General features: G+C 66.8%; 19 protein-coding genes. 7 read left to right on the forward strand and 12 right to left on the reverse strand.

All coding sequences use genetic code 11. From position 1 onward, the window contains the following. Positions 1-132 precede the first annotated feature (132 nt). Positions 133-567 (forward strand): DUF992 domain-containing protein, encoded by a 435-nt coding sequence (locus tag ACODTJ_RS11795; RefSeq protein ID WP_454654139.1) that lies wholly within the window; start codon positions 133-135, stop codon positions 565-567. A 164-nt stretch (positions 568-731) separates the two neighbouring features. Further along, a complete protein-coding gene (locus ACODTJ_RS11800) occupies positions 732-1,112 on the forward strand; it encodes a response regulator (protein ID WP_454654141.1) in 381 nt (126 codons plus the stop codon). Between the two features lie 9 nt (positions 1,113-1,121). Here the strand turns inward: ACODTJ_RS11800 and ACODTJ_RS11805 are convergent, their stop codons facing one another. From ACODTJ_RS11805 to polA, 5 genes are all read right to left on the reverse strand, one after another. Next, on the reverse strand, positions 1,122-2,477 hold the full coding sequence (locus ACODTJ_RS11805; RefSeq protein ID WP_454654143.1) for a sensor histidine kinase: 1,356 nt from the start codon (positions 2,475-2,477) through the stop codon (positions 1,122-1,124). Positions 2,478-2,592: 115 nt separating this feature from the next. Beyond that, positions 2,593-3,015 (reverse strand): hypothetical protein, encoded by a 423-nt coding sequence (locus ACODTJ_RS11810; RefSeq protein WP_454654145.1) that lies wholly within the window; start codon positions 3,013-3,015, stop codon positions 2,593-2,595. 2 nt (positions 3,016-3,017) lie between these two features. After that, positions 3,018-3,377 (reverse strand): glycine zipper domain-containing protein, encoded by a 360-nt coding sequence (locus ACODTJ_RS11815; RefSeq protein ID WP_454654147.1) that lies wholly within the window; start codon positions 3,375-3,377, stop codon positions 3,018-3,020. A gap of 119 nt (positions 3,378-3,496) precedes the next feature. Next, positions 3,497-4,630: an AI-2E family transporter gene (locus tag ACODTJ_RS11820; protein ID WP_454654149.1), complete on the reverse strand. Its 1,134-nt coding sequence runs from the start codon at positions 4,628-4,630 to the stop codon at positions 3,497-3,499. A gap of 240 nt (positions 4,631-4,870) precedes the next feature. Then, positions 4,871-7,915 carry a DNA polymerase I gene (polA, locus tag ACODTJ_RS11825; RefSeq protein WP_454654150.1) on the reverse strand — a complete coding sequence of 1,015 codons (3,045 nt, stop codon included), beginning with the start codon at positions 7,913-7,915 and terminating at the stop codon, positions 4,871-4,873. Positions 7,916-8,010: 95 nt separating this feature from the next. On the opposite strand from polA, the gene ACODTJ_RS11830 reads away from it, so the two are divergent. Next, on the forward strand, positions 8,011-8,676 hold the full coding sequence (locus ACODTJ_RS11830; protein ID WP_454654152.1) for a nitroreductase family protein: 666 nt from the start codon (positions 8,011-8,013) through the stop codon (positions 8,674-8,676). Between the two features lie 164 nt (positions 8,677-8,840). Here the strand turns inward: ACODTJ_RS11830 and ACODTJ_RS11835 are convergent, their stop codons facing one another. Further along, on the reverse strand, positions 8,841-9,779 hold the full coding sequence (locus tag ACODTJ_RS11835; RefSeq protein ID WP_336811570.1) for an aldo/keto reductase: 939 nt from the start codon (positions 9,777-9,779) through the stop codon (positions 8,841-8,843). Between the two features lie 205 nt (positions 9,780-9,984). On the opposite strand from ACODTJ_RS11835, the gene ACODTJ_RS11840 reads away from it, so the two are divergent. Next, complete coding sequence (locus ACODTJ_RS11840) at positions 9,985-10,824, forward strand: universal stress protein (RefSeq protein ID WP_454654155.1); 840 nt, start codon at positions 9,985-9,987, stop codon at positions 10,822-10,824. A 45-nt stretch (positions 10,825-10,869) separates the two neighbouring features. Here ACODTJ_RS11840 and typA read toward each other — a convergent pair whose 3' ends face one another. Then, the gene (gene typA / locus ACODTJ_RS11845) at positions 10,870-12,693 is read right to left on the reverse strand and encodes a translational GTPase TypA (protein WP_454654157.1); all 1,824 of its coding nucleotides are present in this window, start codon (positions 12,691-12,693) and stop codon (positions 10,870-10,872) included. 155 nt (positions 12,694-12,848) lie between these two features. Continuing rightward, on the reverse strand, positions 12,849-14,180 hold the full coding sequence (locus ACODTJ_RS11850; RefSeq protein ID WP_454654159.1) for a TAXI family TRAP transporter solute-binding subunit: 1,332 nt from the start codon (positions 14,178-14,180) through the stop codon (positions 12,849-12,851). A 68-nt stretch (positions 14,181-14,248) separates the two neighbouring features. On the opposite strand from ACODTJ_RS11850, the gene ACODTJ_RS11855 reads away from it, so the two are divergent. The 3 genes from ACODTJ_RS11855 (at position 14,249) to ACODTJ_RS11865 (ending at position 18,288) form a co-directional block, all read left to right on the forward strand. After that, positions 14,249-14,926 carry a phosphoribosylanthranilate isomerase gene (locus ACODTJ_RS11855; protein WP_454654160.1) on the forward strand — a complete coding sequence of 226 codons (678 nt, stop codon included), beginning with the start codon at positions 14,249-14,251 and terminating at the stop codon, positions 14,924-14,926. A gap of 103 nt (positions 14,927-15,029) precedes the next feature. After that, positions 15,030-16,247, forward strand: a complete 1,218-nt coding sequence (trpB, locus tag ACODTJ_RS11860; RefSeq protein WP_454654162.1) for a tryptophan synthase subunit beta — start codon at positions 15,030-15,032, stop codon at positions 16,245-16,247. A gap of 157 nt (positions 16,248-16,404) precedes the next feature. Then, positions 16,405-18,288 carry a glycosyltransferase family 2 protein gene (locus ACODTJ_RS11865; RefSeq protein ID WP_454654163.1) on the forward strand — a complete coding sequence of 628 codons (1,884 nt, stop codon included), beginning with the start codon at positions 16,405-16,407 and terminating at the stop codon, positions 18,286-18,288. Here ACODTJ_RS11865 and ACODTJ_RS11870 read toward each other — a convergent pair. The 4 genes from ACODTJ_RS11870 to ACODTJ_RS11885 form a co-directional block, all read right to left on the reverse strand. After that, positions 18,233-18,880: an SCO family protein gene (locus ACODTJ_RS11870; protein WP_454654165.1), complete on the reverse strand. Its 648-nt coding sequence runs from the start codon at positions 18,878-18,880 to the stop codon at positions 18,233-18,235. The two genes, ACODTJ_RS11865 and ACODTJ_RS11870, sit on opposite strands and share 56 nt — an antisense overlap. Before the next feature lie 46 nt (positions 18,881-18,926). Next, on the reverse strand, positions 18,927-19,103 hold the full coding sequence (locus ACODTJ_RS11875) for a hypothetical protein (RefSeq protein ID WP_156367053.1): 177 nt from the start codon (positions 19,101-19,103) through the stop codon (positions 18,927-18,929). A 234-nt stretch (positions 19,104-19,337) separates the two neighbouring features. Then, a complete protein-coding gene (locus ACODTJ_RS11880) occupies positions 19,338-20,771 on the reverse strand; it encodes an amidohydrolase family protein (protein WP_454654167.1) in 1,434 nt (477 codons plus the stop codon). A gap of 71 nt (positions 20,772-20,842) precedes the next feature. Beyond that, positions 20,843-22,432 carry an ABC transporter substrate-binding protein gene (locus ACODTJ_RS11885; protein WP_454654169.1) on the reverse strand — a complete coding sequence of 530 codons (1,590 nt, stop codon included), beginning with the start codon at positions 22,430-22,432 and terminating at the stop codon, positions 20,843-20,845. Between the last annotated feature and the right edge of the window lie 13 nt (positions 22,433-22,445).

The following is a 22,445-nucleotide window of genomic DNA, read 5'->3' on the forward strand; positions in this document are numbered from 1 at the left end:
TCCCGGTTCCCTATCCTGGAACTGTGGGTTTCTTGGGGCGTTCGTCCCGCCAGTTCACGAGGAGCATTCGCGATGAGCCGAGGGCATTCCCGATCCTGTCTAACCGCCCTTGCCCTCGCCGGCGTCCTAGGAATGCATGAGCCTGCCGCGGCGCAGAATCTCGGGCCGCCGACGGGGCGCCTGTCCTGCACCGTCGGCACCAATTTCACCGCCATCGCCAAGTCGCAGCGCCCGACCGAGTGCCGCTTCAGGCCGCGCCGCGGGCCGATGCAGCATTATACGGGGATCGTCCGCAGCTTCAGCCTGGATCTCGGCTCGGTCCGGACCGCGACCATGGTCTGGCGCGTGTACGGTCCCTATGCGCGGGCCCCACTTGGCGCCCTGAGCGGGTCCTACAAGAGCGGCAGCGCGAGCGCTCCCTCCGCCCCCGGCAACGCGCTGTCCGGCGGCAAGGACAATGAAGCGACCCTGCTGCCGCTGCCGCTCCAGGGCAATCGGGGCATCAATGTCGCGATCGGCGTCACCGCGCTCGAATTGACTCTCGTCGAACCGGGCCGGCGGCGCTGACCCGGCGAATTGGTGGCGAGATTACTCTTTGCTAACCTTGACCGCTCAAAATCGACTCAAATTCCAAGCTTTCCGCCATGCTGGGGCGCCGGAGCAGGAACATCGCCAATCCTGTCACGTTGAGACCACGTAACAGAGATTGCAGTGAGCGAGAGAGCCGGTTGATGGCTGATATCCGCGTACTCATCGTCGAGGACGATCCGTTCATCGCGATGGACATCGAAAGCGCCGTGGCCGAGCAGCTTGGCGATAGCGTCGAGCTGATCGTGGTCGAATCCGTGGCCGAAGCGCGGCGGATGACCGCCAAGCAGCTCGCCTGTGCCCTGCTCGACATCGACGTCGTCGACGGCAAGACCTTCGATATCGCGAGCGCCCTCCAGGAGACCGGTACGCCCTTCGCCTTCGTCTCGGGATCGGCGCCACATGAAGTGCCGGCGACGCTGCGCGACGTCCGCTTCCTGCGCAAGCCGTTCTCCACGCGCGAGATCGCAGCCTTCGTGAAAAGCGCCGTGGGCGCACGGGCCCTGAAGGCTGTACGAGCCTGATATCCGGCGTCAGGCCTGAGCCGGAAGAGCTTCCCGCTTCGGAAAAACGATCGTCACCTGCGTGCCCGGACGCTCGGCCCGTTCCGGGTGAGCCGGCTCCGAGGTCATCGTCGCCCGCATGCTGCGCAGCAGGCTGGCGATCACCGTCTGACCAAGGCCCTTGCTCGCCGTTTCCTGGGGCATGCCGACGCCGTCATCCTCGATCGACAGCGCGAGAGCCGGTTCCCCTTCCTGCTCCGTCGGCGCGAAACGGATGACGATCCGCCCCGACATGCCCTCGGGAAAGGCATGTTTGATGGCGTTGGTCACGAGCTCGTTGACGATGACGACGAAGGACACCGCATCGCGGCCGGGCAGGCGGATCGATTTCATGTCGAGATCGATCCGGATCGGCCGGCCTTCCGCCGATTTTCCGATCTCGGCGAGCAGGTCTTCCATATAGGGCCGCGCATCGATCTCGTCCGTCTCGATGTCGAGGCGCAGGCGCCGCTGGCCGGCCGCGATCGCCTGGATGCGCGACTGCGCCTGCGCCAGCGCCGCCTTGACCGCGGGCTCGCGCGTCTGCCGGCTCTGCACGTTGAGCAGCGCCGAGACCATGGCGAGATTGTTGCCGACGCGGTGATTGACGTCGCGCAGCAGGGCCTCGATGCGCAGACGCTCGCTTTCGAGCTGCCGCGTGCGCTCGCTGACGATGCGCTCCAGCTCGGCATTGCTGATCGCGAGCGCGGTGCTGCGGCGCTGGCGGCGGCGCAATTGCTGCCAGGCGGCGAAGGCGAGCCCGGCGAGCGCGACGACGATGCCCGTGCTGCCCCAGAGGCGACGACGCTCCTCCCGGCTATAGAGCGACCTCAGGCGGATATTCTCGCTCTGCTGGATCGCCTGGACGGTATCGCGCAGCCGGTCCATGGCGGCGATGCCGCTTTCGCTGCGGACCAGCGTCAACGCCTCCGCCCGGCGACCGGCCCGCTCCAACGAGATCGTGCGGTCGAGCTCCGTGAACTTGACCGCCATGTCCGCGCGCAATGCCGCGACGCGCTCCTTCTGGGTGGGGTCGGCATCGACCAGCCCCGCCAGGATGTCGAGTTCCGGACCGGCCGCGGCCCTTCCCTCGGTGAAGGGGTCAAGATACGCAGCCTCTCCGGTCAGCAGGAAGCCGCGCTGCCCGGTCTCGGCATCGCGCATGCGGCCGAGGAAGCGCTCGGCCCGCTCGCGAATCTCGATCGCATGCGAGACGCGATCCGCCGTCTGCCGCGCCTGCCAGTTGATCCAGGCGGCCAACACGACCGCCACCGCAACCACCCCGATCGCGATGATCGTGGTCGTCGCCGAGCGAAGGCGCGCGCCGATGACCGGAAAAACCGGCATCGGAAAGCGGTTGCGAGGCCTCACCCGAGCAGACATGCAGGTCTTGTTAAGGGACGCATGCCGACATCCCTATGTAAAAAGACATGCTGCGTCCACGCCGCCGCTTGGCGCGGAATCAAGCTTCCGCATCATCATCACCACCCGCGACGATCTGGCGGCCCAGAATCGCACCAAGCACGACGATGCCGCCGGCGACCGCCATGCGCCAGCTCAGGCGAGAGCCGATGAGCTTCGCCGCAAGCGGCGCGGCTGCGAGAGCCGCGGTCGCGGCCGGGCGCGGCGGCCGGCGGCGGCCCTTGACGATGAGCGCGATGCAGATGGCGAACAGCCCGGCCAGAAACAGGCCGCCTGCGACCCAAAGGCTCGCGGCGACCGCGCCATAGCGCTGCTCCAGCACGGTATGCAGGGCATTCAGCGCATAGCCGCCGGCGCAGAGCATGAGCAGGACGGCGAGGCCGAACAGGCCGTAGACGGTGATATTGCGCCTCACCACCCCGGACACCTCCGAGGCGATGAAGGAACCGATCCCCCCGAACATGGTCAGCGCGCCGACAGGAAGCCGACGAACAGGCCGATCGCGGCTGCCACGCCGAGCGCACGCAACGGCCGCTCGCGGATCTCGTCCTCGATCAGCCGCTGCAATTCGGACGCCTGTTCCTTGGCGACGTCGACCATCTTGTCAGTGTCGACGCCGACGGCGCGCAGGCGCTCGTTGACGGTGGCGGCGATGTCCTCGGCGCTGCGGGTCAGCGTGTCCTCCAGCGCGCTCGCCTGACGCTTGGCGCGGGCTCCGGCCTGGCGCGTCTCGGCGGCGACATCATCAGTGCCGGCCTCGACATCGGCCTTCGCACGTTTGGCGGCGGCGGCAGCCTGACGTTTCGCGGATGTCGTGGTGGCCATGGCGGTGTCGTCCTGTCGCTGGTGGGAATTTCGATGGTGGCGGGGAGAAGCGGTTGCCGCAAGGGCTTCCGCCTTGTCACGGGAACGCATCGGCGTGGCTTCTGTTCCGAACCCAGCCTTCAGGCGGCCTTCGCCTCGCCGGCCTCCTCGGCATCCGCCTTCGCCTTCTCGCGGCGATAGCGCGCGAATTCCTCCTGCGCGACCATGGCGACGATGACGATCGGCGTCGAGAGAACAGCGCCGACCGGTCCCCAGAGCCAGAGCCAGAAAATGAAGGCGACGAAAACGAGGAAGGGCGAGATCGTCAGACGGTTGCCGACGAAGACGGGCGTGACCGCGTTGCCCTCGATCAGGTGCAGGACGTAATAGGCCGTCGCCGGCCAGAGCGCCGCGAGGATGGAGGGGGCATCCAGCAAGGCGCCGGCCAGGAGCAGGATCGCGACGACGATCGGGCCGATGAAGGCGAGATAGTTGAGCAGGAAGGCCAGAGCCCCCCAGAACACCGGAAAGGGCAGCCCGGCGAGCCAGGCGATCGCCATGGTGAGGACGCCCATGCCGAGATTGATCGTGGTCACCAGCGCGAAATAGCGGGCAACGCGGGCCTCGATCTCCTCGAAGAACGAGCCGGCCGAGCGGCGCGCGCCCCGGCCGAGGCAGAGCCGGAGCACCCGCGCCTTGAGATGGCGGCGGGTTGCCAGCCAGAAATAAATCGTCGCGACGAAGATCATCATGCCGCCGGCCGCCGTCGACGAAGTCATGGCGATATCGAAGAGCGGATTGCCCTGGGAGACGCTGAGCTCGGCGCCCTTGCCGGTGATCGAGGCGATGCCGCGCTTGAACTCGTCCATGAAGGCGAAGACGCCCGCGAGCTTGGTCCTGAGCGCCCCCATCATGGCCGGGGCCTGATCGCTCCAGCCGGCGACCGGCACAGCAAGGATGGCGATGGCTCCCAGCAGCAGGCCGATGAAGAACAGCACGACCAGAGCCGCCGCCGCATGCTGTGGAACCCGGTGTCGCGCCAGCAGGTCGACGAGCGGGCCGAGCACCAGCCCAAAGATGATGCCCGCCATGATCGGCATGGCGATGACCTTGGTCAGCGCCAGCGAGGCCGTCGCCAGGATGACGAAGATGCCGACGATGGCATAGCGCACGATGAGGTCATGCTCATGGGCCGTGACCTCCACGTTGTCCTCTTCCGGTTCCGGTTCCGCCCTATAGCGCGGAAACGGCCGCCAGGCCGATGAGCTGAGCATGTCCCCGATTCCAACGCGCAAACCGCGCCCCCCTGGCGCGTCGGAGGGGTCAACGCCGGAAGGATCGGCCGGGTTCCGGCTGCTCAGCATCCCCGTGAGCCCTCATCCTGAGGAGCCGCGCCAGCGGCGTCTCGAAGGATGCTTCAGGAGGCTCTGGTGATCGCTGGAGCATCCTTCGAGACGCGAGCCTTTGGCTCGCTCCTCAGGATGAGGGCTTGCAGGAGTCGTGCAGCCCGGCCGTCAGTGCGCCTCGTCCCAGTTATCGGCGGCGCGGGCTTCGACCGCGAGCGGTACCCGGAGCTGCACGGCTGGATGCGGCGCCTCCACCATCACCTTCTCGATGATCGGCAAGGTCTTCTCGACCTCCGCGTCCGGCACCTCGAAGACGAGTTCGTCATGGACCTGCAAGAGCATGCGGGCACCCAGCCGGTTGGCGGCGAGGGCATCGTCCATGCGGGTCATCGCCCGGCGGATGATGTCGGCGGCCGAGCCCTGGATCGGGGCGTTGATCGCCTGGCGCTCGACGAAGGCGCGCTCGGACGGGTTCTTCGAGGCCACCGCCGGGAAATGGCAGACGCGGCCGAAGATCGTGGTGACCTGGGCGTGGGCGCGGACATGGGTCTTGGTCTGATCCATGTAGTCGCGGATGCCGGGGAAGCGCTCGAAATACTTGCGGATATAGGCGCTCGCCTCCTCGCGGCCGATGCCGAGCTGGTTGGCGAGGCCGAAGGCGGAGATGCCGTAGATGATGCCGAAATTGATCGCCTTGGCGCGGCGGCGCACCTCGCTCGGCATGCCCTGAACCGGCACGCCGAACATCTCGGAGGCCGTCATCGCGTGGATGTCGATGCCATCGGCGAAGGCCTGCCGGAGCTGCGGGATCTCGGCGATATGGGCGAGCAGGCGCAGCTCGATCTGGCTGTAGTCGGCCGAGACCAGCTTGAAGCCCTTTTCCGGCACGAAGGCGGTGCGGATCTTGCGGCCAGCCTCGGTGCGGATCGGGATGTTCTGGAGGTTCGGCTCGGAGGAGGAGAGCCGACCCGTCGTGGTCGCGGCCAGCGCGTAGGAGGTGTGGACCCGGTTGGTCTGCGGATTCACATAGCCAGGCAGCGAGTCGGTATAGGTCGATTTCAGCTTGGCGAGCTGGCGCCATTCCAGAATCTTGGACGGCAGCGCATGGCCCTGCTCGGCGAGCTCTTCGAGCACGCCCGCCCCCGTCGCCCATTGGCCGGTCGCGGTCTTCTTGGCGCCTTCCAGCCCCATCTTGCCGAACAGGATGTCGCCGAGCTGCTTGGGGCTGCCGATCGTGAATTTCTCGCCGGCCAGCTCGTAGATCTCGTCCTCCAGCCGGGCGAGCCCTTGCGCGAAATCGCCGGAGAGCCGGGAGAGGATCTGCCGGTCGATGGCGATGCCGCGGCGCTCCATCTTGGCGAGCACCTCGACCATAGGCCGCTCCAGCACCTCGTAGACCGCCGTCTTCTTCTCGGCCGCAAGGCGGGGCTTCAGCGCGAGCCAGAGCCGGAGCGTGACGTCCGCATCCTCGGCAGCGTAGTCGGTTGCGCGGTCGAGCGGTACCTTGTCGAAGGTGACCTGGTTCTTGCCGGTGCCGGCGACCTGCGCATAGGGAATCGTCTCGTGGCCGAGATGCAGCTCGGCGAGCTTGTCCATGCCGTGCGTGTTGTTGCCGGCATCGAGCGCATAGGAGATCAGCATGGTGTCCTCGATCGGGGACACGCTGAGGCCATGACGCTCCAGGATGAGCAGGTCGTATTTCAGGTTCTGGCCGATCTTGAGCACGCCGGGATCGGCGAGCAGCGGCTTCAGAGCGGCGACGGCCTGCGCCAGCGGAATCTGGTCGGCCAGTAATCCCTCGTCGAAGAGCCCGCCATCGCCGGCGCGATGCTGGAGCGGGATATAGCAGGCGCGGCCCGGCGCGACCGCCAGCGAGATGCCGACGAGATCGGCCTGCATCGCGTCGAGCGAGGTGGTCTCGGTGTCGAGCGCGACATGGCCGACCTCATAGGCCCAGCCGATCCAGCGTTCGAGATCGGCGAGCGTGCGCACGCATTCGTATTTGGAGCGATCGATCTTGCCGGCGATCGCTTCGTTCTTGCGGGATGTGGCGAGGTCGGCCGGCTTCAGCCAGCCGTCTTCACCAGCCGGAGTGCCTGAGGCTGCGGCGGCAGGCGCCGGAGAGGCGGCAGCTGCGATGCCCATGGCCGCATCCCCGGCGGCATCGGCACCGGCATAGAGTGCCTTGAGCTCGGCCGCGCGAGCGCCGCCCGGCGCCAGCGCCGGGTCGGCATCGACGGCGCCGACATCCGCCTCATAGGCCTCGGCGACGCGCTTGGTGATGGTGGTGAACTCCATCGCCTTGAGGAAGGCGATGAGCTTCGCCGGGTCCGGCTGCTCCAGCGTCAGATTCTCCAGCGGCGTCTCGACCTTCACATCGTCGACGAGGCTGACGAGCTTGTGGGAGATGCGGACCTTCTCGATCACCTCGGGATTGGTCAGGGTCTCGCGGCGCTTCGGCTGCTTGATCTCGCCGGCGCGCGCCAGCAGGGTTTCGAGATCGCCGTATTCGCCGATGAGCTGGGCCGCCGTCTTGATGCCGATGCCGGGCGCGCCCGGGACGTTGTCGGTGGCATCGCCAGCGAGCGCCTGCACATCGGTGACCTTGTCGGGCATGACGCCGAAATACTCGACCACCTCGGGCTCGCCGATGCGGCGCTCGGCGCGGAAGCCGGCGCCCTTCTTCTGATCGCCGGAGGCCGGGTCGTACATGGCGACGCCCGGCTTGACGAGCTGCATCAGGTCCTTGTCGGCGGAGACGATCAGGACGTCGGCGCCAGCCTCGCGGGCCTGTTTCGCATAGGTCGCGATCAGGTCGTCGGCCTCATAGACATCCTGCTCGACCGGAATCAGGCCGAAGGCCCGCACGGCCTCGCGCATCAGCGGGAACTGGGGAATGAGATCGGGCGGCGGCTCGGAGCGGTTGCCCTTGTAGGCGGGATAGATCGCCTTGCGGAACGAGTTCTCCGACTTGTCGAAGACGATGGCGAGATGGGTCGGCCGGACGCCGAGAACGCCCTCGCGCACGAACTGGAAGAGCTTCGTCGCGAAGAGCCGGACGGCGCCCGACGGCAGTCCGTCCGAACGGGCATTGTACTTCCGGTCCTGGTTGATCGACTGGAAATAGGCCCGGAAAATGAAGTTCGAACCGTCGACCAGGAAAAGATGGTCGCCGGGTTTCAGGGCGGGGGCGGTGGTGGCTTTCTCGCTCATGGCGCGGACCATAGGCGGGCCGGCGCAACGGGTCCATTGCATCCGGCCGGCGATTCGCAGCAAGCTGACCAAATTGCGTCAGGAGCGAAGCGCCCGTGAGTCCCTATGTCACCATGCCCCTCGCGTTCGAGGGTGTTCCGGAAGCAGAGATGCAGGGGCGGGCCGACGCCTTCCTCGCCCGCATGCGCAAGCGCCGCACGGTGCGCGACTTCTCGGACAGGCCGGTGCCGCGTGAATTGATCGAGACGGCCGTGCGCGTCGCCGGCACCGCACCTTCCGGCGCCAACCAGCAGCCCTGGAGCTTCGTCTGCATTTCCGACCCCCGGCACAAGACACTGATCCGCGAGGGCGCGGAAGAAGAGGAGCGCGCCTTCTATGCCGGCCGCGCCGGCGAGGAATGGCTGGATGCGCTCGCCCATCTCGGCACGGACGACCAGAAGCCATTCCTGGAAACCGCCCCCTGGCTGATCGCGATCTTCGCGCAGCGCTGGGGCGTCGATGCCGAGGGCAACAGGATCAAGCACTATTACGTGCCCGAGTCGGTGGGCATCGCCACCGGCTTCCTGATCGCGGCGCTGCATGATGCGGGGCTTGCGACGCTGACGCATACGCCGGCCCCGATGAATTTCCTCAACGAGCTCTGCGGGCGGCCCGACAACGAGAAGGCCTTGATCCTGCTCGTCGTCGGCTATCCCAAGGAGGGTTGCCTCGTGCCCGCCATCGGCAAGAAGCCGCTGGAGGAGATCGCGACCTTCCTGTGAGCTGCCGGATCGGAGCACGCTGATTTCCATCAGATGTGGGACGTCATCCCGGACAAGCTGCGCAACAGCGCCGATCCGGGATCCATCGTAAAGCTCCGGAGCCCTTCGATGAATCCCGGGTCAAGCCCGGGATGACGGTGTGTTTCCGAGGAAACTCAACGACCTCAGGCGGTGATCTTGTCGATCTCGGCGAGGTCTTCCGCGCTCAGCGCCCAGTCGGCCGCCTTGACGTTGGCCGCGACCTGCTCCGGCCTGGTCGCGCCGGCAATCACGCTGGAGACCACGGGCTGAGCCGCCAGCCAGGAAAAGGCGAGCTCGACCAGTGTATGGCCGCGCTGCTCGGCGAAGGCCGTCAGGCCCTCGATGCGGCGCCAGTTATCCGCGCTGAATATCTCGTCGGCGCGCTGGGGCAGCTTGGTCAGGCGCGCGCCCTCCGGCATCGCCGCGCCGCGCTTGTACTTGCCGGTGAGGGCGCCGTTGGCGAGCGGGAAATAGGGCAGCAGCCCCATGCCGTAATGGGCGATGGCGGGGATCAGATCCTTTTCGGCGCCGCGCTTCAGCAGGCTGTACTCATCCTGCGCCGAGGCGAAGCCGGGAATGCCGAGATCGCGCGCCGTCCACTGGGCATCGGCGACCTGCCAGGCGACGACGTTGGAGCAGCCGATATAGCGGACCTTGCCCTGGCGGACGAGATCGTCCATGGCGCGCAGGGTCTCCTCGATCGGGGTCAGCGGATCGGGCCGGTGGAGCTGGTAGAGATCGAGCCAGTCGGTCTTGAGGCGCCGCAGCGAATCCTCGACAGCGTTCATGATGTAGCGGCGCGAACCGCCCTTCTTCACGCCCTCGGCATCCATATCCATGCCGAATTTGCTGGCGAGCACGATCTGCTTGCGGCGCGCGCCCAGCACCTCGCCCAGCGCCGTCTCGGAGCCGCCGCGCTCGCCATAGATATCGGCGGTGTCGAACAGGGTGATGCCATGCTCGATCGCGGCATCGACGACCTTGCGCGTCGCGTCGAGGTCGATGCGGCCGCCGAAATTGTTGCAGCCCAGCCCGACGAGCGAGACGCGCAGGCCCGAGCGGCCGAGATTGCGGAATTGCATGGTGGTGATCCTCCTCCGGAAGCCGCACACAGGATCAGAGCCGGCAAGGACCGACAAGCTCGGCCTTCGTCATCCGCGCACTGCACCGGGCGCAGAGCAGAGGCCCAGGAAACGACTACCATGAGGACAATTGACCCAGCGCAAGGCGCGATCACGACGATTTGGCGAACGTGTACCGAGTTCCATGCAGCAACCGGAGATATCCATGGCCCCGTTGATCAAGAGCATCTTCACCGCCTACACCGAGGAAGGTCAGGGCGAACGCGAATCCGCACTCGCCTATGCCCTCTCGCTCGCGCAGGAGACGGGCGCGCATCTGACGATCCAGGCGGCTGCGATGCTATATGCCGTCCCCGCCTCGCTCATCGGAGATTTCGGCGTCGCCTTCGTCCACGCCGAGAACCGCCGCATCGGCGTGCTGGCGGAGCGCTTCGCGGAACTGGCGCGGACCAGCGCCGGCCTGGCCGGCGTCACCAGCACGATCGAGACGCCCCGGCTGGTCTATGCTGAGCTCGACAGCCATCTGGTTGCCCATGCCCGCGTCCACGACCTCAGCGTGCTCGACCTGGAGAAGAATGCCGCCGAACGTGACCGCGGCCTCATCGAGGCCGCGCTGTTCGACAGCGCCCGGCCGGTGATCATCGTCCCGCCGGGCTGCGAGACCTTCGCGGCCAAGCGCATCCTGATCGCCTGGGACGGCAGTGCCAGCGCCGCCCGGACCGTCGCCGAGCTCAGGCCGTTCCTGCCGGGAGCCGAGGTCGAGATCCTCTCCGTCACCGGCGAGAAGGATCTGTCGCGCTTCGTCGCCGGCGCCGAATTGGCGCCGCATCTGTCGCGGCATGGCGCCTCCGTCACCGTGCGCAACGTCGCCGTGTCCGGCGGGAACGACGTGGCCGAGACGATACGGCAGGCGGCAATCGATTTCCGGGCGGACCTCATCGCCTGCGGCGCCTACAAGCACTCGCGGCTGCGCGAGTGGCTGCTCGGCGGCGTCACGCAGTCGCTGCTGAAGTCGACCCCGCTCCCGCTCCTGATGAGCCACTGATCCAGGTCGAAATGAAAAGGGCCGCCAGATCGGCGGCCCAGCTCCTCAGGCCACTTCGGCCTTCTGCTTCTGCGAGCGCTTGCGCTCGTTCGGATCGAGGATGCCCTTGCGCAGGCGGATCGACTTCGGCGTGACCTCGACGAGCTCGTCATCGTCGATCCAGGCCAGCGAACGCTCCAGCGTCATCCGGATCGGCGGCGTCAGGCGAACGGCCTCGTCCTTCGACGTCGTGCGGATGTTGGTGAGCTTCTTGCCCTTGAGCACGTTCACCTCGAGATCGTTCTCGCGGGTGTGCTCGCCGACGATCATGCCCTGATAGACCTTCCAGCCCGGCTCGATCATCATCGGGCCGCGGTCCTCGAGGTTCCACAGCGCGTAGGCCACGGCCTCGCCGGTCTCCATCGCGATCAGCACGCCGTTGCGGCGTCCGCCGATCTCGCCCTTGTAGGGCAGGTAATCGTGGAACAGGCGGTTCATGATCGCGGTGCCGCGCGTGTCGGTGAGCAGTTCGCCCTGATAGCCGATGAGGCCGCGGGTCGGAGCGTGGAACATCAGGCGCAGGCGGTTGCCGCCGGAGGGGCGCATCTCCAGCATGTCGGCCTTGCGCTCGGACATCTTCTGCACGACGACGCCGGAATGCTCCTCGTCGACGTCGATGATGACCTCTTCGATCGGCTCCAGGAGCTGACCCGAATCGTCACGCTTCAGCACGACGCGCGGACGCGACACGCCGAGCTCGAAGCCCTCGCGGCGCATCGTCTCGATCAGGATGGCGAGCTGGAGTTCGCCACGGCCGGAGACGATGTAGCTGTCCTTGTCGGAGGCTTCCTCGATCTTCAGCGCGACATTGCCCTCGGCCTCCTTGAACAGGCGGTCGCGGATGACGCGGGTGGTGACCTTGTCGCCCTCGGTGCCGGCGAGCGGGGAATCGTTGACCATGAAGGTCATCGACACCGTCGGCGGGTCGATCGGCTGGGCTTCGATCGGCTCGGTGACGGAGGGGTCGCAGAAGGTGTCGGCGACGGAGCCCTTCACCAGGCCAGCGATCGAGACGATATCGCCGGCGACGGCCTCCTCGATCGGCTGGCGCTCGAGGCCACGGAAGGCGAGGATCTTCGAGATGCGGCCGGTCTCGACGGTCGAGCCGTCGCCCGAGAGCACCTTCACGGTCTGGTTCGGCTTCGCCGTGCCCGAGGTGACGCGGCCGGTGATGATGCGGCCGAGATAGGGGTTGGCCTCAAGCAGCGTCCCGATCATGCGGAACGGGCCTTCCTCGACCTTGGGCTCCGGCACATGCGAGAGGATGAGGTCGTACATCGGGGCGAGGCCGTTATCCTGCGGGCCTTCCGGCGAGTGGGCCATCCAACCCTGCTTGCCCGAACCGTAGAGGATCGGGAAGTCGAGCTGCTCGTCGGTCGCGTCAAGCGCGGCGAAGAGGTCGAAGACCTCGTTGATGACTTCGGTGGTGCGGGCGTCGGGCTTGTCGACCTTGTTGATCGCCACGATCGGCTTGAGGCCGAGCTTCAGCGCCTTGGAGACCACGAACTTGGTCTGCGGCATCGGGCCCTCGGCGGCGTCGACCAGCACGATGGCCGAGTCGACCATGTTCAGGATGCGCTCGACCTCGCCGCCAAAATCGGCGTGGCCGGGAGTGTCGACGATGTTGATGCGCGTATCCTTCCAGACGACCGAGGTCGCCTTGGCCAGGATGGTGATGCCGCGCTCCTTCTCGAGATCGTTGGAATCCATGACGCGCTCGATGACGCGCTGGTTGTCGCGGTACGTGCCGGACTGCTGCAGCAGCTTGTCGACGAGGGTCGTCTTGCCATGGTCGACGTGCGCGATGATGGCGATGTTGCGCATGGACATGCGGGTCTGGGCCTTGCTTTCAAGGCCACGAGCCGGCCAGGTTCGAAGCCCTGCCGGCGCAGCCTGTTTCACGTGAATCTGGAATTCGTTGCGCTGCACATAAACGCTGACGGGCTTTTCGGCAACCGCCGAGCCTGCCGAAAAGTAAATGCGCCTCAGTCTTCCGCCAACGCCCGCTGGCGTTCGGCGACTGCCCGGCCGACCTGATCGATGGCAAGGCGGTAGGCGGCGAGCGCCGCCGTGTCGAGATCACCCTTGGCATAGTCGGCGAGCACGCGGGTGAGAATCTGGTCAGCCTCGCGGCCGAGCCGCATCAGCTCCTCCTCGTCTTCGCAGGCACGGATCAAGGCGAGCAATGCCAGCAACTCGTCGAGACCCGACATGGCGCGCCGACGCCGGTTGGCGCTCTCGCGGCCGAGCAGCGCGGCACCGCCCGTGCCCAAAGCCGAGAGGGCCATGGCGCCGATATAGAACCAGTCGCCATAGCGGTCGAAGAAGCTCTCCTGCTCCCCGTCGATATAGGCGGCGGCGCCCGAATGGACCGGCAACGGCGCGTCCTTGTCGGTCGAGGGCGTCTCCAGCGCCTGCACGGCAGGGAGTTCCGAGGCCAGCGTCAGGCGCAGGCCCAGGATGTCCTTGGTGAGTTCGCCGACGAGATTGTCGTCGAGGCTCTGCGCCGCGACGAGGCGCGACGTGATCGATATCGTCTGGAGGCTCTCGGCCGGACGCGGCGGATCGCCGCCCAATGCGCCGCGCACGATCTCGCCGGCTTCGATCGCCCGGTAGCGCAAGGCGAGCGCATCGGCCTCGCGGACGGGGATCAGGACGGGGTCGTTGCCCCAGGCCTCGCGCAGGCGGCGCAAGGCGTCATTATTGGTGTGCGAGCCCACTGCATTGATCGAGAAGAAGACATCGATGCGCTTCTCCTTCGCCGCCGGCACAATCTCCTCCTGGCTGAGCTTGACGATCTCGACCTCTTCCGGCCTGACCTCGTATTGCGCCAGCACCCGCTTCAACAGCGCGGCATTGCCGGCCGGATTGCGCCCGACTCCGATCTTGCGGCCACGCAACTCGGCAATGCGGCCGATCGCGGTCTCGGCTCTGGTGATGAAGAACGGAAAGGTCCGGCGGGTGATCAGCACCGTGTCGGCGGTCGAGGGCATCGCGATGTCGGCGCGCAGCATGGCGAGATCGGCCTGGCCCGCATCGATCTTCCTGGCGCTGTCCTCGGAACCCTCGGTCAGGACGAGGCGCAGGCGGATGGAAGCCTTGTCGCGGTTGAGGCCCTGCACGAAAGCCGCCGCCATCCGGGCATCCTCGGAGCCGAGCGGCCCGACCGCAAGGCGCAGGGTCCGCGGCTGGCCGACATAGTAGAACACGGCCACGACAAGTCCGGTGATAGCGAGCAGGCCCGCCATCATCGTCAGCCCGCGCCTGCCCATGTCCAGCCGGATCAACCCGCCCCCCTCTTCGCCCTGTCCGAACATGGCTTCCTTCGTCATCATGTCGCAAGTACGGCATGCGCCCGCGAACAGACCGTGCTAAACGCCGGGCCATGTCCACTGGTTCGCCCTTCCTGATCAAGATCTGCGGCCTCTCGACGCCCGAGACGCTGGAGGCCGCGCTCGCGGCCGGCGCGGACATGATCGGGTTGAATTTCCACCCGAAAAGCCCACGCTACGTCACGCTGGAGCGCGCCAGGGAATTGGCGGCGATCGCCCGCGGCAAGACGGAGATCGTCGCGCTCGTCGTCGACTGGAGCGAGCCGCAGGCGGCGGAGCTCGCGGAAGTGCTGAAGCCCGACTGGTTCCAGTTCCATGGCCGCGAGACCCCGGAACAGACCGCCGCGCTGCGCCGCGCCGTCGACCGGCCGGTGATGAAGGCGCTCGGCATCGCGACGGCGGAAGACCTCAGGGCCGTCGCGGGCTATCGCGATGCCGCCGATCTCATCCTGCTCGACGCCAAGCCGCCGAAGGACGCGGCCTTTCCCGGCGGGCATGGCAAACCGTTCGACTGGGCGCTTCTTGCCAGCCTCGACCCCTCGCAGCGCTTCATGCTATCGGGCGGGCTCGATCCGGCGAATGTCGCCGAGGCGGTTCGCATCACCAGGCCGGCGGGCGTCGATGTCTCCTCGGGCGTCGAAAGCGCGCCGGGGATCAAGGATCCCGACCGGATCGCGAAATTCATCGCATCGGCCCGCAAGGCCGCGGCGCTGGATCGCCGTGCGTCCTAGCGGACGCGACAACGGTGATCCATAATTTGGTCGTTGCATCGGATTCTCCCGAAAAGTGCGATCCACTTTTCGGTCCGATGCCAGTGCAAGAAGGTTTGACGGCATGAACGCCCCCTCGACCCCGAACAGCTATCGCAACGGCCCCGACGAGAACGGCCGCTTCGGCCTGTTCGGCGGCCGCTTCGTCGCCGAGACGCTGATGCCGCTGATCCTCGAGCTGGAAGAGGCCTACAAGGCCGCCAAGGCCGACCCGGCCTATCACGCCGAGATGACCAGCGGGCTGAAGCACTATGTCGGCCGGCCCTCGCCGCTCTATCTCGCCGAGCGCCTGACGGACCATTTCGGTGGCGCCAAGATCTACCTGAAGCGCGAGGAGCTGAACCATACCGGCTCCCACAAGGTGAACAACGTGCTCGGCCAGATTCTGCTGGCGCGGCGCATGGGCAAGAAGCGCATCATCGCCGAGACCGGCGCCGGCCAGCACGGCGTCGCCACCGCGACGCTCTGCGCCCGCTACGGGCTGGAATGCATCGTCTACATGGGCGCGGTCGACGTCGCCCGGCAGGCGCCCAACGTGTTCCGGATGCAGATGCTCGGCGCCACCGTTGTGCCGGTCGAATCCGGCACCAAGACGCTGAAGGACGCGATGAACGAGGCGCTGCGCGACTGGGTCACCAATGTCGCGACGACCTTCTACTGCATCGGCACGGTCGCAGGCCCCCATCCCTATCCGGCGATGGTGCGCGACTTCCAGTCGATCATCGGCAAGGAGACCCGCGAGCAGATGCAAGAGGCCGAAGGCCGTCTTCCCGATTCGCTGATTGCCTGCATCGGCGGCGGTTCGAATGCGATGGGGCTGTTCCACCCCTTCCTCGACGACTCCTCCGTCGAGATCTACGGCGTCGAGGCGGCCGGCCACGGCATCCCGAGCGGACTGCATGCGGCCTCGCTCACCGGCGGGCGCCCCGGCGTGCTGCACGGCAACCGCACCTTCCTGCTGATGGACGATGACGGGCAGATCAAGGACGCCCATTCGATCTCGGCCGGACTCGACTATCCCGGCATCGGCCCGGAGCATTCCTGGCTGCACGATATCGGCCGGGCGACGTATCTCTCGGCCACCGACGAAGAGGCGCTGGAGGCGTTCCAGCTCATCTCAAGGTTGGAAGGTATTATTCCAGCGCTGGAGAGCGCGCATGCGCTCGCCCGCGTCGCCGATCTCGCCCCGCAGAAGCCGCAGGATCACCTGATGGTGGTCAATCTCTCCGGCCGCGGCGACAAGGACATCCCGCAGGTCGCGGAGATTCTGGCGGCGCGCTGACGCCTGAAGGCCCCGCCCAAAGTTCTAGGCGCGGCCCCTCGACTTCCGTAGCGTCAACAGCAACCATCGGTTGCGCCCGGTGCCTCCGCACCGGGCATCGTTGCGTGGAGCGGGACCGGGGCCAGTGGGGGGCAGCGGTAACGACGACAGTCCGGATGTGTCTGGGCCTGCCTCCGCAGGCCTGCCGATCGAACTCGCCTTCCTGACGCGGCATGGCCTGCCGCCCTCGCGTCTCACGGATGTCGCGGAGAAAGCCCGGCGGAACCACACCGAACCGGCCCGCGAAACGATCGCGCAGGGCTTGATCGACGAGAGCGGCTTCTACCGGGCGCTGGCCGCCGAGATGGGGCTCGCCTTCCTGGCGCAGCCTCCGCCGCTCAAGCCCGGCGGTGGGCACGACGCCATCCTGCGCCAGGGCATCGCGCCGACCGACGGAGCCGCCCGCTTCCGCTTCATTCTCGCGCCCGAGGGGCCGTCGCTCAGGCGGATGCTCGAGGCCGGGCCGCGCGACCGAGACGACATCGCGGTGACGACGCCACGCGATTTCGGCGACGCCCTGCGCCGCAGCAATGCCGAGCTATTGGCCGAGCACGCGGCCGGGCTCGATCCCGCCGGCCTCGCCCGCGACAGCGCCCGGACCGGCGCCAGCCGCGGCCAGGGGATCGCCGCCGGCTGCGGCATCTCCGCTGCCGCGATCGGCGGCGTCTTCGCCCCGCTCGAAACCTTCTTCGGGCTCGCGCTGCTGCTCGGCCCGCTCTTCCTCGGCCTGATCCTGCTGCGGCTTGCGGCCTCGCTCGAGCGCACGGCGCCCGATCTCTGGCGCAGCCATCGCTGGCGGATCGACGATGCCCGCCTGCCCGTCTACACGGTCGCAGTGCCGCTCTATCGCGAGCTTGCCGTGCTCCGGCAATTGACGGATGCGCTCAGTGCGCTCGACTATCCCGCAGCCAAGCTCGACATCCGCCTGCTGATCGAAGCCGACGACACCGCCATGAGCGGCGCGCTGGCGCAGATGGCACTGCCGCCGCATTTCTGCGTGACCGTCGTTCCACCCGGCTTTCCGCGCACCAAGCCGCGTGCGCTCAACCTCGCCCTGCTCGAAGCGCGCGGGGCGCTCTTCACGATCTACGACGCCGAGGACATTCCCGATCCGCAGCAATTGCGCATGGCGGCAGCGCGCTTCCTCGGCGGCCCGAAGGAACTCGGCTGCCTGCAGGCGCGACTGGTGATCGACCATGCCGAGGAGGGCGTGCTGCCCGGCCTGTTCGCGCTCGAATATGCCGGGTTGTTCGAGGTGCTCAACCCCGGCCTGCTGCAGTTCCAGCTACCGATCATGCTGGGCGGAACCTCCAACCATTTCCGCACGGAAGCGCTACGTGCGGTCGGCGGCTGGGATGCCTGGAACGTGACCGAGGATGCCGATCTCGGCTTCCGGCTGGTGCGCGCCGGCTATCGCATCGGCGACCTGCCCTCCAACACTCGCGAGGAGGCGCCGATCTCTATCCCTGCCTGGCTCAAGCAGCGCTCGCGCTGGATCAAGGGCTATATCCAGACGCTGGTGACGCATTCGCGCGCGCCCCTGCGGCTGGTGCGCGAGGCCGGGGTCGCGGCGACACTCGCCTTCCTGTCGCTGGTCTTCGGCACCGTCGCGACGGCGCTGGGCTATCCTGCTTTCGCGATAGCCGCCTTGATCGCCTATTGGGACGGATCGCTGTTCGAACCAGTCGGCACCGCCGCGACCCTGACCTCGATCATCGCGCTCGGCGTCTGGCTGCTCGGCAGCGTCGCGCTGTTCGTGCCGCCGATCGTCGGCGCGCTGCGCCGGGGCTCACCGGGCCTGCTGCTGCTCGTGCCGCTGCTGCCGCTCTATTACGCGCTGGTCTCGGTCGCCGCCTGGATGGCGTTCTACGAGTACTTCAATCGCCGCTTCGTCTGGAACAAGACCGAGCATGGACTGGCGCGCCAGCGCGCGCCGATCGAACCGACTACGAGTGACGCAGCCATTCCGCGGCCGCCTGCGCAGGAGGCTGCTCGATATTGAAGGCGCCGACGAACTTGCCGTCCTTGCCCATCAGATAGACCAAGGCGGTATGGTCCATCGTATAGTCGCCATCCTTCAGCGGCACCTTCTTGGCATAGGCGCGATAGGCCTTGACCACCGCGTCGATCGCCGGCCGGTCGCCGCTCAGGCCGACGATACGAGGGTCGAAGGAGCCGAGATAGCTCTTCATCGCGTCCGGCGTATCGCGCTCGGGATCGACCGTGATGAAGAGCGCTTTGAGCCCCTTCGCCTTGGCGCCGTCACCGGCCGCGCGCAAAGCCTCGGAAATCTCGAAGAGTTTGGTCGGGCAGATGTCCGGGCAATGGGTGAAGCCGAAGAAGACCAGGAAGGGCGAGCCCTTCAGGTCGGTATCGGAGAGCGGCTTGCCCTCCTGCGTCGTCAGCGTGAACGGGCCGCCGACGCTGGCGACGCCGCTGCCACTGCCCTGGCGGCCGGGCGAGAAGGTCAGGATCGCGGCTGCGGCGAGCGCGAGCGCCCCGACCAGGAAGACGACGAGGGGCAGGACGAGACGGCGGTTCACGGAGAATTTCCCGGGCAGGCGGCGATAGCCGCTAGACAGCGATTTTTCCATGCATCGGCCGGATCCGAAAACCGGCTCCCACTTTTCGGGCCGATGCCTAGAAGCATGCGACGATGGCGGCGATCAGACCGTCGGTGAAGAGCCGATCGCCTTCGCGCCACCAGAGCAGCAGGCCGGTGAGGAACAGGGCGAAGAAGCCTCCGCCGATCAGCATGAGGCCAAGACGGCTCGACGAGCCGGCCTCCGTCTGCGTTGTCTCGTCTGCCTGCGACATGGGCACAACCTATCGCGGGATCGCGCCGTCCGAAAGCGGGCGGCGTGACGCAGGGGCCTCACGATGCAGCGATGCGCCAGCATGTTGCGTCTCATCAAGCGCGGGTCATCCCGGACGCAGCGAAGCGGAGATCCGGGATCCATGCCTGAACCTTGTTCGGAAGCGCTCCGGCATGGATCCCGGGTCAAGCCCGGGATGACGCCGTGTTTCCGCGCAAAATGGGGCCGCTCCCGTTCACTTCACCGGGAAGGTCAGCGGCGAATAATCCGTCACCGGGCGCTTGATCCAGTCGTTGCCGGGCGCGGCCGCCTCCGTCCGCTTCTGGCCTTCGTGGAGGCGCAGGGCCGCAGCCGGATAGTCCATGGTCAGCACGGTGCCGTCGCGGACGACCAGCTTGCCGTCGACATAGACGCGGTCGACGGCGCGCTCGGCGGCGGCATAGACCATGCTGCGCACGGGGTCGCGACGCGGCTGCATCATCGGGTGCTTGAGGTCGACCATGACGAGGTCGGCCTTGCAGCCCGCTTCGAGGCGGCCGATGTCGTCGCGGCCGAGCGCGGCGGCGCCCGCCGTGGTCGCGGCTTCGAAGATATCGGTGGTGGTAAGCGTGCGCGGGTTCTCCGCCATCATGCGGGCGACGTAGCCGACATGGCGCATCTCCTCGAGCATGTTGTGCGGATAGGTGTCGGTACCCATGCCGATGCGGATACCGGCGCGGCGATAGCGCCCGAAATCGTCGAGCGCGATGCCGCGGCGCATGAACACCGTCGGGCAATGAGCGACCACCGTGTCGGTCTCGGCCAGCAGCGAGAGATCGCGGCGGCTGTGCCAGCCGACGCGCGGGTAATCGTCGAGGAAGATGCCGTGGCCGACGATGCTGGTCTTGCCGAGCACGCCGAGCTTCTCCAGCCACTGGATCGGCGTCACGCCATGGCGGCGGGTGATCTCGTGGAACTCGACCGTCGACTGGGCCGCGTGGATCTGCCAGGGCAGGCCACGGCGCTTGGCTTCGGCGTGGCTGTCCTTGATCAGGCCCTCGCTGCAGGTGTCGATCTGCGCCGGGCAGACCATGCCGAAGAGGCGCCCTGAAGGGTGTTTCTGCGCCTGCTCGATGACATCGAAGGCGGTCTCCATGGCCGCCTCGCCAGCCTTCTCGTCCCACTCGTACTCAACGACATGGCCGTTCTTGGTGTACCAACGCGCCGAACGGAACATCGGCGAGACGCAGACGCGCAGGCCGCTATTGGCCGCAAGATCGATCCAGCCGGGATGGGCGACCGAGAGATCGGCGAGCGTGGTGACGCCGGAGAGCAACAGCTCGGAATAGGCGACCTGCACGCAATCCGGCACCGTCTCGGCATCGGGCCGCAGGATCGGCATGAATTCGTAGAGCGAGGAATTGTAGAGCGCGGGCGAGCCGAGCTCGTCGAGGAAGCCCTTGTTCAGCGCCTCGCTCGAGGGATGCGAATGGATGTTGACGAGGCCGGGCATGACCATGCGCCCGCTGCCGTCGACGGTCTCGTCGGCCTGGCCTTCATAGCGCGGCCCGACATAGCGCAGCGTGCCGTCCTCGAAGGCGACATCGGCATTGTGCAGATAAACGTGCCGGGAGGCTTCCGCATCCCAGGCGACAACGACTTCGGCGTTCTTGATGACCGTGATCGTCATGACATTTCCTCCCTAGCGGCCAGACATAGAAAAAGCGCCGCGCGGTTCTCGCCGCGCGGCGCCGAAGAAGTTCAGCGCTTCAGTTTGAGGTCGAGCCCCTTGTAGAGGCCGGCTCCGTAGAGACCGTGGGCGCGCGCGCCTTCGACCCGATCGGTCGCGACGACCCAGAGCGGCTGCGAGACCAGCGGCACCCAGACATTCGCCTCGGTGAGCTGGGTCTGGACCTCGGCCAGGGCCTGCTTGCGCTTGTCCGCATCGGTCGCCATCGAGGCAGCCTTGAGCAGTTCGTCCGTCTTGGGGTTCTTCCAGTTCATCCGGTTGGGCGTCGGCGCCTGCTGGCTGCGGAAATAGAGGCTCATCGCCTCCGTCGCCGTCACATAGGGGTAGGACATCAGGAAGGCGTCGAACTCCTGCGTCGCCAGCTTGCCCCAGGCGACGGTCGCGTCCCAGAGCTGGATCTTCATGTCGATGCCGACCTTGCGCAGATCCGCCTGCATCGCCTCGGAGATCCGCGGATTCGAGTCGTTGCGGATGCCGTAGACCGTGAAGCTGGCCTTCTGGCCATCCTTCTCGCGGATGCCGTCGGCGCCCGGCTTCCAGCCGGCCTCGTCGAGCAGCTTGGCCGCGCCGGCCGGGTCGTATTTCGGCATCTTGTCGGCCGAGGACTTGTCGTAGTCGACCACCGCCGGGTTGAGCAGCGAGGGCAGGGTCTGGCCCTTGCCGAAGAAGATCGCCTTGGCGATCGCTTCCTTGTTGGTCGCCATGTTCGCGGCCTGGCGGATGACCTTGTCGCTCGCCACGGGCTTGTCGACCTTGAAGCCCATGAAGACGTCGTAGATGTAGTTTTCCTGCCGCTGCACCGTCATGCCAGGGATGCGCTGCATCGTATCGAGCGCGATATAGGGCATGTAATAGGTCACGTCGGCCTGCTTGGCCTGGATCGCAGCCATCAGCGTATTCGACTCGGGAATGACCTTCCAGACGATCTCGTCGATCTGCGGCTTCGGGTCCTTGTAGATCGGCGGGCCCCAGGAATAATGCGGGTTCTTCTTGAGCACGAGCTCCTGGCGCGGGGTCCATTTCGACCAGCAATAGGGGCCGGTGCCGTTGAAGCCCTGGACGCCGAAATTCGGCCCGAGCTTCTCGACGGTCGCCTTGTCGACCACCGAGGCGAAGGACAAAGCGAGCTGGAACATCAGGTCGCTATAGGGCTCCTTCAGCTCGTAGATCAGCGTGGAATCACCATCGGCGCGGATGTCCTTGACCGGCCCGGCGCGGAACGACACCGGCGACTTGTTGGCCGGGTCGGTCCAGCGCTTCAGCGAGTAGACGACGTCGTCGATCGTCATCGGCCGGCCGTCGCAGAACTTCACGTCCTTGCGGATCTTGAAGGTGTAGGTCGTGCCGTCGGGCGAGACCGTCCAGCTCTCGGCGAGGCCTGGCTTGATCGTCTTCATGTCGAAATCGACCGTCACCAGCGTGTCGGCCAGCATGTACATGACCTCGGCCGCCGCGGTCGCGGTGGTGCGGATCGGGTCGTAGTTGTCGGCATCGATGACGCGCAGGATCGAGAGCGGCGCCTTCTGCTGGGCGACCGCGGGCAGAGCCGCGAAACTTGCGGCAGCGGCGCCGGCGAGAAGCAGAGTTGAGAGTTTCAGCATCGAGCAAGTCCCC

The organism is Allobosea sp. FG18 (genome assembly GCF_057809495.1).

Coding starts and splice junctions, on each gene's coding strand:
- ACODTJ_RS11835 (WP_336811570.1), bottom strand. CDS start 9,779: ATGCAATTCCGCAATCTCGGCCGCTCGGGCCTGCGCGTCTCGCTCGTC.
- ACODTJ_RS11800 (WP_454654141.1), top strand. CDS start 732: ATGGCTGATATCCGCGTACTCATCGTCGAGGACGATCCGTTCATCGCG.
- polA (WP_454654150.1), bottom strand. CDS start 7,915: ATGAGCGAGAAAGCCACCACCGCCCCCGCCCTGAAACCCGGCGACCAT.
- ACODTJ_RS11875 (WP_156367053.1), bottom strand. CDS start 19,103: ATGTCGCAGGCAGACGAGACAACGCAGACGGAGGCCGGCTCGTCGAGC.
- ACODTJ_RS11795 (WP_454654139.1), top strand. CDS start 133: ATGCATGAGCCTGCCGCGGCGCAGAATCTCGGGCCGCCGACGGGGCGC.
- ACODTJ_RS11870 (WP_454654165.1), bottom strand. CDS start 18,880: ATGGAAAAATCGCTGTCTAGCGGCTATCGCCGCCTGCCCGGGAAATTC.
- trpB (WP_454654162.1), top strand. CDS start 15,030: ATGAACGCCCCCTCGACCCCGAACAGCTATCGCAACGGCCCCGACGAG.
- ACODTJ_RS11880 (WP_454654167.1), bottom strand. CDS start 20,771: ATGACGATCACGGTCATCAAGAACGCCGAAGTCGTTGTCGCCTGGGAT.
- ACODTJ_RS11855 (WP_454654160.1), top strand. CDS start 14,249: ATGTCCACTGGTTCGCCCTTCCTGATCAAGATCTGCGGCCTCTCGACG.
- ACODTJ_RS11805 (WP_454654143.1), bottom strand. CDS start 2,477: ATGCCGGTTTTTCCGGTCATCGGCGCGCGCCTTCGCTCGGCGACGACC.
- ACODTJ_RS11820 (WP_454654149.1), bottom strand. CDS start 4,630: ATGCTCAGCTCATCGGCCTGGCGGCCGTTTCCGCGCTATAGGGCGGAA.
- ACODTJ_RS11810 (WP_454654145.1), bottom strand. CDS start 3,015: ATGTTCGGGGGGATCGGTTCCTTCATCGCCTCGGAGGTGTCCGGGGTG.
- typA (WP_454654157.1), bottom strand. CDS start 12,693: ATGTCCATGCGCAACATCGCCATCATCGCGCACGTCGACCATGGCAAG.
- ACODTJ_RS11840 (WP_454654155.1), top strand. CDS start 9,985: ATGGCCCCGTTGATCAAGAGCATCTTCACCGCCTACACCGAGGAAGGT.
- ACODTJ_RS11850 (WP_454654159.1), bottom strand. CDS start 14,180: ATGTTCGGACAGGGCGAAGAGGGGGGCGGGTTGATCCGGCTGGACATG.
- ACODTJ_RS11815 (WP_454654147.1), bottom strand. CDS start 3,377: ATGGCCACCACGACATCCGCGAAACGTCAGGCTGCCGCCGCCGCCAAA.
- ACODTJ_RS11885 (WP_454654169.1), bottom strand. CDS start 22,432: ATGCTGAAACTCTCAACTCTGCTTCTCGCCGGCGCCGCTGCCGCAAGT.